We start from the raw sequence: 13,290 nt of genomic DNA, 5'->3' as shown, positions 1-13,290 counted from the left end.
ATGACTCTCTGGACCTCCCTGGAACCCGCCTCCGCGACCGTGGACCCGGGCGCCTCGACCCGCGTACGCCTGCGGCTTCGCAACACCGGCGACGTCGTCGACGAGTACCGCTTCGAACCGGTGGGACCCGTCGCCCCCTGGACGACCGTGGAGCCGCAGACGCTCCGGCTCTACCCGGGCACGACCGGCACGGTGGACCTGACGTTCGCACCGCCCCGCACCCCGGACGCCACCGCCGGACCGAACCCGTACGCGGTCCGCATCACCCCCACCGAGCACCCCGAGGCGGTCACCGTCCCCGAGGGCAACCTCACCATCACCCCGTTCACCGAACTGCGCGCCGAACTCGTCCCGCCCACCGTCAAGGGCCGCTTCCGGGGCCGCCCCAAGCTGGCCATCGACAACCTCGGCAACACCAAGCTCACCGCCTCGGTCAGCGGCAGCGACAACGGCGACCAGCTCGCCTACGACCTCCACCCCAGCAACGTCCAGATCGAACCGGGCCGCGCCGCCTTCATCAAGGCGACCCTCAAACCCCGGAAGATCATCTGGTTCGGTCCCAAGGAGCAGCGGCCCTACGCCCTCACCGTGCAGCGGGCCGGTGTCCATCCACAGCCTGTGGACGGCACCTACGTCCAGCGCGGCTTCCTGCCCCGCTGGCTGGCCACCCTCTTCGGCACCCTGCTGGCCCTCGCCGTCACCTTCGCCCTGATCTGGTTCAACTACAAACCCCCCGTCCACAGCCTCGCCCAGGAGCAGACCCAGGAGGCCGGGGTGAGCAGCATCGCCCCCAGCCCCACGGTCAGCGCGCCGCTCGCCGCCGCTCCGGCACCCGCACAGTCCCAGGTGCAGCAGCAACCGGAGAACGACGGCGGCGGCTCCTCGGACACCCAGGCCGGCGGAGGCGGCGGCCAGTCCCAGCCGTCCCCCGAGGCGACGAAGAAGAAGACCCCGAAGCCGGTCGTCCCCGCGACGAACATCCTGCTCCGCAACACCACCACCAAGAAGTGCGCGGACATCCCCGGCTACGGCGACGGCACCAGCAACGGCCCGGTGCGGGAGTACACCTGCAACGAGACCACCGCCGACAACCAGCTGTGGAACCTGGAGGTGCGGTACCCGAAGGACGGCCCCGGCTCGTCCGCGCTCTTCCAGATCCGCAACGTCAAGGACCAGTTCTGCATGGACCTGCCGGCCTACGGTTCGGCCCGGCTGTCCGCGCCGATCACCGAGTACAAGTGCGACGGCACCAAGGCCGACAACCAGCTGTGGTGGATCGACAAGCAGCCCAGCGGCGCCTACTGGATCCGCAACTTCGCCAGCGACAACCTCTGCCTGGACGTCGCGGGCTACAGCACCGGCGGCAACGACACCAACCTCACCCTGTACTACTGCTCGAACACCGACGACCAGGAGTGGCAGATCGTGCACCCGTCGGGGGACTGACAACCCCGTCAGGAACAGCGCCCCGAAAGGGGCGCGGGGCGGTAGTCGATGTGCGGCTGCCGCCGCGCGGGCGCGACCAGCCACGACGGCGCGGCAGAAGAAAAAAGACGGGCGCACCGCCCTTCCGGCGCTTCCGCGCACCGCTCACGCCCAGGTACCCGGCACCAGGCGGCCCGCCTTGCGGTACTCGCGGCGGGCGCCCTCCAGCAGGTCGGCCGCGGTCAGGGGCCGGTCATGGGCGGCGGCGAGGTAGGCCGCAGTCACCACCGCGCTCCGGATGGAACCGCCGGCGAGTTCGAACTCCGCGGCCAGCGAACGCAGTTCGATGCCCGCCTCGCTCGGCACGTGCGCCAGGCCGTGCCGCCACAGCGCGAGGCGCTGCTCCTCGTCCGGGAACGGGAAGTCCACCACCAGGTCGAGGCGGCGGGTGAAGGCCTCGTCGATGTTGGCGCGCAGGTTGGTGGTGAGCAGCGCGATGCCGTCGAAGGCCTCCAGGCGCTGCAGGAGGTAGGCCGACTCCAGGTTGGCGTACCGGTCGTGGGCGTCCTTGACCTCGGAGCGCTTGCCGAAGACGGCGTCGGCCTCGTCGAAGAGCAGCACGGCGTCGGTGCGGTCGGCCTCGGTGAAGATGCGTTCGAGGTTCTTCTCGGTCTCGCCGACGTACTTGTCCACGACGGAGGAGAGCTGGACGACGTAGAGGTCGAGGCCGAGTTCGGCGGCCACCACCTCCGCCGACAGGGTCTTGCCGGTGCCCGACTCGCCCGCGAAGAGGCCGAGCACCCCCCGTCCCCGGCCGCCGCCCGCGCTCAGCCGCCAGTCGCCGAGCACCCGGTCGCGGTGCCGGGCGCGCAGCGCCAGTTCCCGGAGTTCGGCGAGCGGCCGTTCGGGCAGCACCAGGTCCCGCCAGTCGACGGCGGGCCGGATCCGGCGGGCGTGCTGTTCCAGGCCGGAGGCGGACTGCTGGCGGGCGCCCAGCCGCACATGGGCGGCGGTGAGCGGGGTGCCGTCGAAGGCGGCGAGGGCCTGCGCGGCGCGGGCCGCCCGGGTGAGCCGGTCGCCGCCGAGGTGGTACGGGGCGACGGTGGCCGCGAGGTCGAAGCCGGGCGCGTCGGGCAGTACGGCCGCCCAGGCGTCCGGGGCGGCGGCGCGCCGGGAGGGGACCTCCAGGACGAGCGGGTCGCGGTGCTCGCACCACTGGGGATCGTAGGGGCGGGGGCTGCTGAACAGCACGGTCACGTCCGCCGCAGTGGTGCTCAACTCGCCCAGCAGGGGGCCGGGTCGGTCGCTGTCGACGAGGACCGCGCGGCCGCTCAGCCGGGCCTCGCGCAGCAGCTCCGGGATCCGCTCCGCGGGCCCGGTGTAGTGCAGCGCGGACCGCTCCGCGAGCCGTAGCGCGGCCGTCGCACAGCCAAGGCCCTCGCCCTCCCGGCGCTCCCGCAGGAAGGCGAGGAGCGGCCCGGCGGCGATCCGCGCGGCCAGCAGGCGGACGAACTCGGCGTCGGCGGGTTCGCCGTCGTACGACACCGCCCGCAGGTGTCCGGTGAGCGCCGCGTCCGGGGTGTCGTCGCCGAGGAGGTGCGCCAGGACCCGGTCGGGGACGCGCAACGAGCGGCTGAGGAAGGGGCGTTCGGGCTCCTCGACGGTGAGCAGGCCGAGCGCGCCGAGCGGGGCTGCGGGGTGGAAGCGGGCGCGGGCCGCGGCGAGGTGCGCGGGGGCGCCGTACAGGTCGAGGGCGAGGCCGACGGTGGCGCGACGGCGGCCGACGTCGTCGTTGAGGTAGCCGTACAGCGGCTCGAAGGAGCGGTCGAGGTCGGGGGCGAGGGCGATGAGGAGGAGGGTGGTGTCGAGCGGGGTGAGGCGCAGCCGGGAGGCGAGGCCGGCCAGGGGGTCGGCCGGTCCGTCCGTGAACCCGTCCGTGAAGCCGTCGGCGAACCCGTCCATGTCGCCGCCCGCGAATCCGTCCATGTCGCCGTCGGTGAACCCGTCGCCGAAGTCGGCTTCGAGAGGCGGGAGTTCGGCCGGTTCCGGTTCGGGGCGCAGCAGGTGGCGGACCGCTTCCTCGGAGAGGTAGAGGCCACGCAGCGGGTCGGCGGCCGTCGGGTCGTCGGCCGAGCGGTGGGCGACGAGGGCGGCGACCCGGTCGCGCAGCGCGGACAGCCGGGCCAGGAGCGGCGCGGCCGGCTCCAGGGAGACGTCGAGGGTCACGCCCGGCCCCTCCGGGCAGCCGCGGCCTCGGCGACCTGGCCGGGCCGGTGGGCCCGCTCCTCCAGCACCGGCGCGGTGTCGTCCAGCCCGCCGCGCACCCGCACGGCCGCGCCCTCGGTGACCGGCGGACCGGCGTCGTACTCGGGGTAGGCCGGGAAGGGTGCGGTGATCACGACGTCCAGGGACGGCTTGAGCTCGCCGCCGAGCGCCGACCAGATCTCGGCGAGGGACCGGGCCTCGGTCTGGATACCGGCGCAGGACAGCGGCACGGTCAGGCCCAACGCACCGAGTGAGCCCGGCAGTTCGCTCGGATGGATCAGCTCCCGCGGGATCAGGGTCGCGAGCACGGCGCTGATCAGCCGGTGTTCGTCCTCGGGCCGCTTGGTCCACGCCGTCACCAGGTACGACAGCCGGAACCAGCGCGGCGGCTGGCGGCGCCTGACCACGACGTCCCGCTGGTCACGGAGGTCGACGTGCCCGCGCTGCCGCCGGTTGACGTCCTCCCGGATGTCGTACAGGTAGCTGTTGATCACGGGGCCGTTGCGGCGGGCCGCCCAGTCGCGGGTCGGGGCGTCGAAGGAGACCTCGATGCCGGACCCCTCCAGAGCGCCGCCGGTCAGCAGGTTCCGCAGCACCTGGTCCACCTCGTGGATCACGCCGTACTCACCATCCCACGGACCCGCCCGGCCCCCTCGGCACTCACGTCCATCCTGCCCCTCGCGCCCGCCGCCCCCGCAGGAACGGCCGGGCAGACCGGCCTGCCCCGGAACCGGTGTCCGCTGCCCGATCGGTCAGATGTAGCCTTCCCGCAGGGCATGGGCCACGGCATGGGCCCGGTTGCGCAGATGCAGTCGGGTGGTCAGCCCGTGCATGACGTTCTTCACGGTGCGCTCGGAATAGGACAGCTTGCTGGCGATCTCAGCGGTGTCGAGCCCCTCGGCGACCAGCCGCAGTACGTCCACCTCGCGGGCCGACAGCCCGGAGGCCGGGGCGCCCGGACGCCCGGCGGCGCTGCGGTGCAGGGTGCCGACCTGGTTGATGAGCCGGCCGAGCAGGTCGGCCGGCAGGTCGCCGTCGCCCCGGGCGGCCGCCAGCACGGCCTGCACGAGCCGGAGTTCGGTGGCCTCGTGGCGCCATACGATGGCTCCGACCCCGCACTCGATCACATCGAGCAGCTCGGTCTCGCGCAGCGTCCCGACCACGAGTACCGCCCGCGCCCCCTCGCTGCGCACCACCCGGCGCAGCCGGGTCAGTTCCGGTTCGTCAAGACTGTCACTGATGAGCAGCGCCACCGTGCCGGGACCGGTCTCGGACTCCTCCCGCACCTCGATCTCCGGGTGCCGGCGCAACTGGCTGAGCGCGCCCTCCCGGGAGATCGGGTCGGGTGCGTGCACGACCACGGGCGTGCGTCCGACCGACGCGAAAGAGCTGTTGCTGACCAACCGCTTCCCCTATGTCCACGGGCCCGTCGCCTCTGAGGGAACGGTGACGGGCGGGAGTACTCCAGCCTCCTGTGACCAAAGGGGCAACGACAATCGTGGAGCACCACGAGAAGAACCACGAGATATTCGGGGGCCGGGGGAGGTTGTGGGCGGCTGCGGGCCGGTGGGGGTTGCTCGCGCAGTTCCCCGCGCCCCCAAGAAGGTTTCTTGGGGGCGCGGGGAACTGCGCGACCAGCCACGACTCACCCGCAGCCGCCCACAACCCAAGGCACCCGTACCCAGATCCACAGCCCCGTATCAAATGTGCCGCCCCCGCAACAAACCCCGCCCCGCCCCCGCCACCCCACAACCTCTCCCACCGTCACCCGCTCTAACCCCCCGAACCCACCAGCGCACCGCGAGGAGCCAGGCATGACCCAGCCGTCCCCTGAACTCGCCGCCGCCATCGACCTGTTGGCCGAGGAAGCCGCGCGCACGCCGGCCGGCGGCGGCCGGCTCGTGCTGCTCCGGGGCGCCACCGGGACCGGACGCACCACCGTCCTGGAGGCCGCCGCCGAGCAGGCGGCCGCCCTCGGCCTGAAGGTGCTCCGCGCCCGCTGCTCACCCGGCGACACCGCGATCTCCTTCAGCACCGTCCTGCAACTCCTCGGCCCGGTCCCCGAGTTCGCCGACCTCGCGGTGGACGGGGACGAGCGGGGCACCGCCGCCCGGCTCTGGCGGGTGCTGCGCGCCTACGCCGCGGACTCGCCCCTGCTGGTGGCCGTGGACGACGTCCACCTCGCCGACGCCCCCTCGCGCCGCTGGCTCGTGGAGTCCGCCCGGCACATAGACCGCTTACCCATCCTCCTGGTCGTCGGCGAACGCAGCCAGTACGACCTCGAACCGCCCGCCCCCGGCTTCGCCCACACCCTCCCGCCGGCGCTGGTCCGCACCCACACCCTCGCCCCCCTCGCCCGGGCCGCCGCGGCCGCCCGGGTACGGGCCCGGTTCCCCGCCGCGTCCGGGTCCTGGACCGACGCCTGCGTCCGCGCGGCCGCCGGCAGCCCCCTGCTGCTGGGCGCCCTCCTGGACGACCTCGACGAGAGCCGGCACCCGGACGTCCCCGAGACGACGGCCGCCCTCTACCCGGGCGCCTACCCGGCCGCCGTGCAGTGGTGGCTGGACAGTGCGGGACCGGCCACCACCGAGGTCGCCCGCGCCCTCGCCGTCCTGGAGGAGGAGCCCGGCACCGGCCTGCCGGAGAACGAGATCACCCCGCTCCTCGCCGAACTGGCCGACGCCGACCCCATCCGGGTGGCCGGCTGGCTCACCGCCATGACCAACCTCGGCCTGCTCACCCTGGGAGCCGACGGCCGCCCCCACTTCCCGCACCCCCTGCTGCGCGACGCGATCCTCACCGGCGTCCCGGCCGCCCGCCGCCGCACCGCCCACCGGGCGATCGCCGAGGCGATGCTGCACCAGGACGCCCCCGCCGAGGCCGTGGCCCGCCAGCTGCTCGCGACCGGCCCGGTGGACGCCCCCTGGGCGCTGCCCCTGCTCCAGGACGCGGCCGCGGTCGCCCTCTACGAGGACCGGGCCGAGGACGCCGTCGGCTATCTGCGACGCGCCCTGGAGGAGCCCCTCTCCGACGACCACCGGCAGCGGCTGCTGACCGAGCTGGGCTCGCTGGAGTACGCGGCGCCCCGCTCCTCGGCCGCGATCCCCCGGCTCGCCGAGGCGGTGCGGCTGCCGGCCGCCCCGCAGGACCGGGTGCGCGCGGCCGTCGCCCTGGGCACCGCGCTGACCGGCCGGGGCCGCACCCGCAAGGCCGTCGAGCTGCTGCGCTCCGTGGACGTCGAACTCCACGGCCGTCCGGACCTGGTGCGCACCCTGCACACCGCCTCCGTACTGCTGTCCGACCAGGACCAGGAGATCCGGCAGGAGGTCTACCGGCGGCTGTCCGAGACCGCCGACCGCTCCCCGGAGCTGGTCGGCACGGCCGGCCAGGCCCTGCTCGTCCGGCACGCGGCCTCCGCGGGCCTCGCCTCGGCCCGGGACGCCATGCGGCAGCTGCGCGCCCTGCTCGCCGAGCCCACCGACCCGCTCACCGAGCCGATCCTCGTCGGTACGGCGGCCGCGGTCGCCCAGTGGGCCGACGAACTCGACGAGGCCGACCGGCTGGTGGACCGCGGCCTGGCCGGGCAGCGCCCCGACCTGCTGCACCCCATGCACCAGGCCCTGCTCAACAGCCGTACGGACATCGCGGCGGCCCGCGCCGACTACACCCGCCCGGCCGCCGTCCCGGACACGGTCACGCCCACCAACGCCGACGCGCAGGCGCTGATCGAGCTCGTGGAGACCGGCCGCGGCGCCGCGGCCGCGGGCCTCGTGGCCGGGATCGACCTGCGGGAGGCACCGGACTCCTGGGAGCTGAACCGGTTCCTGTACGCGCGGGGCGTGGTGCGGGCCGCCGCCGGTGATCCGGCCGCCGCGCTGGACGACTTCCTGGAGTGCGGGCGCCGCCAGACCGCCCGTGAGGTGATCAGCCCGGTGGTCACGCCCTGGCGGACGGCGGCCGCCGAGTGCCGGCTGGCCCTGGACCGCCCGCTGGAGGCCATCGCGCTGGCCGAGGAGGAGCTGCGGCTGGCCCGGGTCTGGGACACCCCGCGCACGGTGGGGCGGGCGCTGCGCGTCCTCGGTACGGCGACCGGCGGCCGCCGCGGCCTGGAACTCACCGAGGACGCCGTACGGCTGCTGCGGGACGGCGGCCCGGCCGGTACCGAGCCGGCGCTCGCCCTGATCGCGCTGGGCCGCCAGCTGACCGCCGCCGGTGAGGCGGCGCGGGCCCGGGACTGCCTGCGGGAGGCCGCCGAGCACGCCGAACGGCAGGGCGCGGTACGGCTGTCGGAGCTGACCGAGGTGATCCTGCGGAAAGGCGGCGCCCGCTCCCCCAGACGCCGTACCGGCGCCGCCTCCCTCACCGGCAGCGAGCGTCGGATCGCCGAACTCGCCGCCGAGGGCCGCACGAACGTGGAGATCGCGGCCCTGCTCCATCTGGCCCGCCGCACCGTGGAGACCCATCTCACGCACACCTACCGCAAGCTGGGCATCCGCCGCCGCACGGACCTCCGCCCGGCCCTGGACCAGCCGACCTCCCACCCGTGAGCCGGAGCCGGCAGCCGTGGGCCGGTGCGAGATCCCGCGGGCCGGTTGCCAGGCGTTGTGGGGCCGTCGGGTGGTGCCTTGCCGTTGGCCACCGGCGGCGGCAGGTGGTCGCCGGCGAGGAGTTCGCGCGGTCGAGCCCTGGGCATCCGCGCCCCCCGTCCTCCTCGCCGGCCTTCCCCCGTCCCCCTCTTGGTACCGCCGTTCGGCCCGCCGCCCGGGGCGCGTTGCACATCCGGTGGACGCGTGCAACGGACCCGCCGCGCTCCCGGCACCTCGGGTATGCGGCACGGAAAAGCTCTGCCGCACTTGCCACGATGTCAGACGACTGCTGCCAAACTGTCCGTCATGAGCACGCACTTGACCGCGGGCGGCGCTCCGGGCCGCCGGCCCCGTGTGGCCTGGCTGCTGCGCGTCAACCGCCTGCTCGGCACGGACCCCGCCTTCCGCTCCCTGCCTGCCTTCGCCACCGCCTTCCACGGCGGCTGCTACGACCGCGAGGTCAGCGTCTCCACCCTGTCCCGCTGGGAGACCGCCCGGACGGCCGTGCCCTGGGCCGCAGTCCGCCGCTACGAGGAGTTGCTCGGCCTGCCCCGCAACCTCCTCACCGCCACCGCCCGCACGGTCTGGCGCTACCTGGCCCCGGCCCCGGTCCTGGACACCGCCCCGGTCACCACCGGCGAGGACCTGCTGGAGGACCTGCTCGAACAGGCCCTGTCCGGCGCCGTGCTGACCGGCGAGGACTGGGACCGGATCGCCGACGGGCTGTGCGCCCGCCCGGACGTCGTGCTGATGCCGTCCGGTACCTGGTACGGCCTGGCCGAACGCCTCGTCGAGGAGATGGTGATCGCCGACGACCTGCCCTGGATGCTCCGCTTCGAGACCCTCAACCGGCTCCTCAACCATCCGCGCGGCGGCCGTACCGTCGTGCTCGCCTGCGCCGAACTCGCCGCGGGCCGCTCCCGGGCGACGGCGACCGAGATCGTGTGCGCCCTGGACAACTGCGGCCATCCCGACGCCGCCGGCCGGGTCCTCGCCGAACTCACCGACCCGAGCGGCCCGTTGGCCCACCGGGGCGCGGTGATGGCCTGTTTCCGCAAGGTCGGCTACCGGCACTTCGACCGCGGCCAGCTGCGCACCCTGGTCCACGCCCTGTGCGACTCCGCCGGCACGGGCCCGGTCGCCGACCAGGTCGACCCGCTGCGCCGCTGGCTGGCCCGCGCCCACCCCGAGCACGCCCGCACCCTGCTGGGCGGCCGTGGCACGGCACCGCCGCCGACGCGGCCCAGGGACAGCGCGGCCGGGCTGCTCACCCCGGCCGTCCGCCGGGTCACCGCCCCCGTGCGGGCGATGGAACCGGACCTGGTCCCGGACACCACCGTGGCGCACGCCCTGGTCGCCGAGACCCTCACCTCGCCGGTCTTCGACGTCCGGCTGTACGCGGCCTTCCTGCTGGCGGCCACCCCCTACCGGGAACCGCTGGCCGACGCGGTCGCCGCCGAACTGGCCCGGCCGTCGAGCCTGCGCCACGAGGAACTCGCGGTGCCCCTGCTGGAGGCGCTGCGGATCCTCGGCGACCGCCGGCACCGGGCCCTGCTCAAGGCGCTCGCCGTACGGCCGGGCGTGCCGCGCCGCACGGCGTACGTGGCGGTGCGCGCGCTCGGCCATGTGGCGGCCGACGACGCGGACTCCGGGTTCCTGCGCACCGCCGTCGCCCACCACCACACCGCCTGGCGGCTCACCCGGGACCCGGTGAGCGCGGCCACCGTGGAGAGCCTGGTCTACGCCCTGGGCATGGCGGCCCGGGACGATCTGCTGGCGGAGATCCGGTCCGACCCGGGCTTCCTGCCGACGGCGCGGACGGCGGCCGCGGGGTGGCTGGCGATCCCGGGACACCGGCGGGCGAGCGCGCTGCGCTGAGCCGGGGAGGGCGTCAGGGGGCGAGCCAGTGGGCCGCCGCCGCGAGCAGCGCCCGTACGCCCGTCTCGATCGTCGGCTCCGGGACGGGGGCGAAGTGCGGGGAGTGGTTGGCGGGGATCTGCGGGGGGATGCCGTCACGGACCAGGGACTCCAGGTCCACGCCCTCGTAGAGCCGGTGGTCGGCGCCGCCGACGAACCAGTAGACGGAGGGCACCCCCAGGGCCGTGCCGAAGGCCCCGAAGTCCTCACTGTTGGGCACCGGGGAGGTCAACTCGAAGGTGAGGCCCGGGAATTCACCGGACAGCGCGGCCTGGACGGCCTCGGTCGCCCGGGGGTCGTTGTAGGTGACCGGGAAGGAGTCGATGGTGACGAACTCCGGTTCCCTGGGCGCGGCGGAGGCGGCCGCCTCGGCCCGTACCACCCGCTCGACCGCCGCCAGCACCCGCTCCCGGACCGCCGCCGTGGCGGTCCGTATGTTGATCTTCAGCTCGACGGTGTCCGGGATGATGTTCTCCTTGGTCCCGCCGTGGATCGAACCGACCGTGACGACGGCCTGCTGGCCCGCGGCCACCTCCCGGGAGACGACCGTCTGAAGCCGCATCACCACGGCCGCGGCCAGCACCACCGGGTCGACGGTGGCCTCCGGCGTGGAACCGTGCCCGCCCCGCCCGAACAGCGTGACCCGCATGCTGTCCGCGCCCGCCATCAGCGCCCCCGCCCTGGTCCCCACCAGCCCGGCCGGCGCGGCCGCCACATGCTGGGCCAGACACACGTCCGGCCGCGGGAACCGCTCGGCGAACCCGTCCGCGAGCATCTTCGGGGCCCCGCCCACCTCCTCGGCCGGCTGGAACACGGCGACCACCGTCCCGCGCCAGCCGTCCCGCACGGCGGCCAGCCGTCCGGTGGCCCCCAGCAGCCAGGCGACATGCATGTCGTGCCCGCACGCGTGCATCACCCCGTCGGTCCTCGATGCGTACGGCAGCCCGGTCGCCTCGTGGACCGGCAGCGCGTCCATGTCGGCGCGCAGCAGCACCACCGGCCCGTCCCCGTTGGCCAGCACCCCGACCACCCCGGTGCCGCCGACCCCCTCGGTGACCGCCCAGCCCTGCTCCCGCAGCCGCCCCGCGACGACGGCCGCGGTCCGCTCCTCCTCGAAGGAGAGCTCCGGATGCGTGTGCAGGTCCTCGTAGAGCGCCCGCAGCTCGGGGAGCTCTGCGCCCAGGCCGGTCAGGAGGGGGCTGGTGGTCATGAGGTCGTCTCCCGGGGTGTGTGCGTCACGCGGCTGCCGAGTCAAGGATCAGGATCGGCCTCCTGACCCGGACTTCGCGAGCGAACACCGGAAGACCGTGTGCGGGGCGGGCTCCGTCGAGGCCCCGGCTACTCGTCCGTGGTCGGACGGGTCCGGCCCGGCTCCGGCAACTCGCCCAGCTGGAGCCGGGCGTGCAGGACGTCGCCGATGAACAGGTCGTAGATCAGCACCCCGATCACCGCGCCGATCAGCGGACCGACGACGGGGATCCAGAAGTAGTTGCTGAACCACTCCCCGTTCCCCGGGAACGCGTAGCTCTTCCACCCGGCGAACCAGGTGAGCAGCCGCGGCCCGAAGTCACGGGCGGGGTTGATGGCGTAGCCGGCGTTCGCGCCGTAGGACATGCCGATCGCGGCGACGGCGAGGCCGATGACGAACGGGCCCAGGTTGGCCCCCACGGCCGTGTTGCGCAGGTCGACGACCGCGACCACGAACATGACGAGGAAGGCCGTACCGACGATCTGGTCGATCAGCGGCCCCCAGTTCCCGCCGTGGAAGTACGGCGCCGGGAAGGTGGCGAAGATCGAGAAGGTCGCCTCGGTGTGCCCGCCCACCTTCGGCGGTTGCGACGCGGCGTCGAAGGCGTTGATCGCGTCGTGGTAGACGAGAAAGACCAGCGCCGCCCCGGCGAGGGCGCCGAGCACCTGCGACATCCAGTAGGGCAGCACCTTCACCCAGGGGAACCTGCGGCGCACCGCGAACGCCAGTGTCACCGCCGGGTTCAGATGGGCACCGCTGACGCCGCCGGCCACGTAGATGCCGAAGGTCACCGCGAGGGCCCAGCCCCAGGTGATCAGGAGCCAGTCACCGGCGGCGAGAAAGATGGTCGTCGGTGTCGCCGCGCGCCCGGACCCGGGCAGCGCCGCGACAGCCATCGCCACGACACCGCAGCCGAACGAGATGAGAACGAAGGTCCCGAGAAACTCTGCCAGGCACTCACCGAGCAGGCCTCCACGGCTTCTGAGCCGGGAGGGCTTGAGGAGAGGAGGTATTTCCACGGCCATCGCTGGCCCCCTTCAGCCATCGCTGGCTCCCTGCGGGAGCAATCAGGCGAACACCATTTTGTCCCACAAGTGATGTTCGCGCAGATCGACCGTTCCCGGTCAGCTCTCCAGATCGTCGGCGTAGTGCCGGAACCCGTGCCGGTCGCGGTGCATCCCCCACAGCGCGTCGGCGAGCACGACGGGATCCTTGCGCGGATGCCCGGCCACGATGGCCCCCGGAATGACCAGCTGCGCCACGTGGATCCCCTCGTCCGCGAGCCGGTCGTGCAGCAGATGGCCGTACGCGCTCTCGGCGGCGAAGGCGATGGAGGTACCGGCCCGGTCGGGGTGCGGGATCACGGCCGTACCGCCGTTGACGAGCAGGATCGTCCCCCGTCCCAGCTCCCTCATCCCCGGCAGCACCTGCTGCACGGCGGCGACCGGCCCGTACACCGAGAACTCGACCGGCCCGAGCAGGTCCGCGTGGGTGGTCTCCAGGACGGGCCGCATGAAGTCCGGCTGCGGTACCGGGCTGTACTGGAGGATCTCGACGGTCCCGAGCTCCTCGGCGGCCCGCGCCAGCGCCCCCGCGAGGGCGAGCGGATCCCTGACGTCGGCGGAGAACCCGCGGGCCCGGACACCCGCACCGGCGAGCTGCCCCGCCAGGGCCCCGAGCCGCTCCCCGTCCCGGGCGACGAGCGCGACCGCGTACCCCTCCCGCCCGAACCGCCGGGCGACCGCGGCCCCGAGGCCGGGCCCGGCCCCCACGATGGCGATACTGCTCACGACGACTCCCCACGACCGGCACGGCACCCTTGCACCTAGGTCCGTACCGCGCGCCCCC

The 13,290-nt window shown here is 74.2% G+C and carries 9 protein-coding genes; 3 read left to right on the top strand and 6 right to left on the bottom strand.

Going from position 1 to position 13,290, the window contains the following annotated elements:
- Window positions 1–1,446, top strand: coding sequence for an RICIN domain-containing protein (locus tag IEZ11_RS13695; RefSeq protein ID WP_189262965.1), 1,446 nt, complete (start codon window positions 1–3; stop codon window positions 1,444–1,446).
- 144 nt (window positions 1,447–1,590) lie between these two features.
- Here the strand turns inward: IEZ11_RS13695 and IEZ11_RS13690 are convergent, their stop codons facing one another.
- The 3 genes from IEZ11_RS13690 to IEZ11_RS13680 all read right to left on the bottom strand — a co-directional run bounded on the left by IEZ11_RS13690 (window position 1,591) and on the right by IEZ11_RS13680 (window position 5,093).
- On the bottom strand, window positions 1,591–3,651 hold the full coding sequence (locus IEZ11_RS13690) for an ATP-binding protein (RefSeq protein ID WP_189262964.1): 2,061 nt from the start codon (window positions 3,649–3,651) through the stop codon (window positions 1,591–1,593).
- Window positions 3,648–4,307, bottom strand: a complete 660-nt coding sequence (locus IEZ11_RS13685) for a Pvc16 family protein (protein WP_189262963.1) — start codon at window positions 4,305–4,307, stop codon at window positions 3,648–3,650. The genes IEZ11_RS13690 and IEZ11_RS13685 overlap by 4 nt, the downstream gene beginning before the upstream one ends.
- A gap of 135 nt (window positions 4,308–4,442) precedes the next feature.
- Window positions 4,443–5,093, bottom strand: coding sequence for a helix-turn-helix transcriptional regulator (locus IEZ11_RS13680; RefSeq protein ID WP_308426470.1), 651 nt, complete (start codon window positions 5,091–5,093; stop codon window positions 4,443–4,445).
- 411 nt (window positions 5,094–5,504) lie between these two features.
- Here IEZ11_RS13680 and IEZ11_RS13675 point away from each other — a divergent pair, with 411 nt between their 5' ends.
- Both IEZ11_RS13675 and IEZ11_RS13670 read left to right on the top strand, forming a co-directional pair.
- Window positions 5,505–8,237: a helix-turn-helix transcriptional regulator gene (locus IEZ11_RS13675; protein ID WP_189262961.1), complete on the top strand. Its 2,733-nt coding sequence runs from the start codon at window positions 5,505–5,507 to the stop codon at window positions 8,235–8,237.
- 345 nt (window positions 8,238–8,582) lie between these two features.
- Window positions 8,583–10,154: an XRE family transcriptional regulator gene (locus IEZ11_RS13670; RefSeq protein ID WP_189262960.1), complete on the top strand. Its 1,572-nt coding sequence runs from the start codon at window positions 8,583–8,585 to the stop codon at window positions 10,152–10,154.
- A gap of 13 nt (window positions 10,155–10,167) precedes the next feature.
- Here the strand turns inward: IEZ11_RS13670 and IEZ11_RS13665 are convergent, their stop codons facing one another.
- The 3 genes from IEZ11_RS13665 to IEZ11_RS13655 form a co-directional block, all read right to left on the bottom strand.
- The gene (locus tag IEZ11_RS13665; protein WP_189262959.1) at window positions 10,168–11,403 is read right to left on the bottom strand and encodes an amidohydrolase; all 1,236 of its coding nucleotides are present in this window, start codon (window positions 11,401–11,403) and stop codon (window positions 10,168–10,170) included.
- Between the two features lie 128 nt (window positions 11,404–11,531).
- Window positions 11,532–12,467: an MIP/aquaporin family protein gene (locus IEZ11_RS13660; RefSeq protein WP_189262958.1), complete on the bottom strand. Its 936-nt coding sequence runs from the start codon at window positions 12,465–12,467 to the stop codon at window positions 11,532–11,534.
- 99 nt (window positions 12,468–12,566) lie between these two features.
- Complete coding sequence (locus IEZ11_RS13655; RefSeq protein WP_189262957.1) at window positions 12,567–13,232, bottom strand: SDR family NAD(P)-dependent oxidoreductase; 666 nt, start codon at window positions 13,230–13,232, stop codon at window positions 12,567–12,569.
- Window positions 13,233–13,290 lie beyond the last annotated feature (58 nt).

This window comes from Streptomyces fuscichromogenes (assembly GCF_014645815.1).
GTDB classification, from domain to species: Bacteria; Actinomycetota; Actinomycetes; order Streptomycetales; family Streptomycetaceae; genus Streptomyces; species Streptomyces fuscichromogenes.
Note: the sequence above shows the minus strand (reverse complement) of the source record. Positions and strands in the feature narration are given on the sequence as shown.

Excerpts from the sequence above, each read along its gene's own strand:
- IEZ11_RS13695 (WP_189262965.1), top strand. The coding sequence starts at position 1 with ATGACTCTCTGGACCTCCCTGGAACCCGCCTCCGCGACCGTGGACCCG.
- IEZ11_RS13670 (WP_189262960.1), top strand. The coding sequence starts at position 8,583 with ATGAGCACGCACTTGACCGCGGGCGGCGCTCCGGGCCGCCGGCCCCGT.
- IEZ11_RS13665 (WP_189262959.1), bottom strand. The coding sequence starts at position 11,403 with ATGACCACCAGCCCCCTCCTGACCGGCCTGGGCGCAGAGCTCCCCGAG.
- IEZ11_RS13660 (WP_189262958.1), bottom strand. The coding sequence starts at position 12,467 with ATGGCCGTGGAAATACCTCCTCTCCTCAAGCCCTCCCGGCTCAGAAGC.
- IEZ11_RS13675 (WP_189262961.1), top strand. The coding sequence starts at position 5,505 with ATGACCCAGCCGTCCCCTGAACTCGCCGCCGCCATCGACCTGTTGGCC.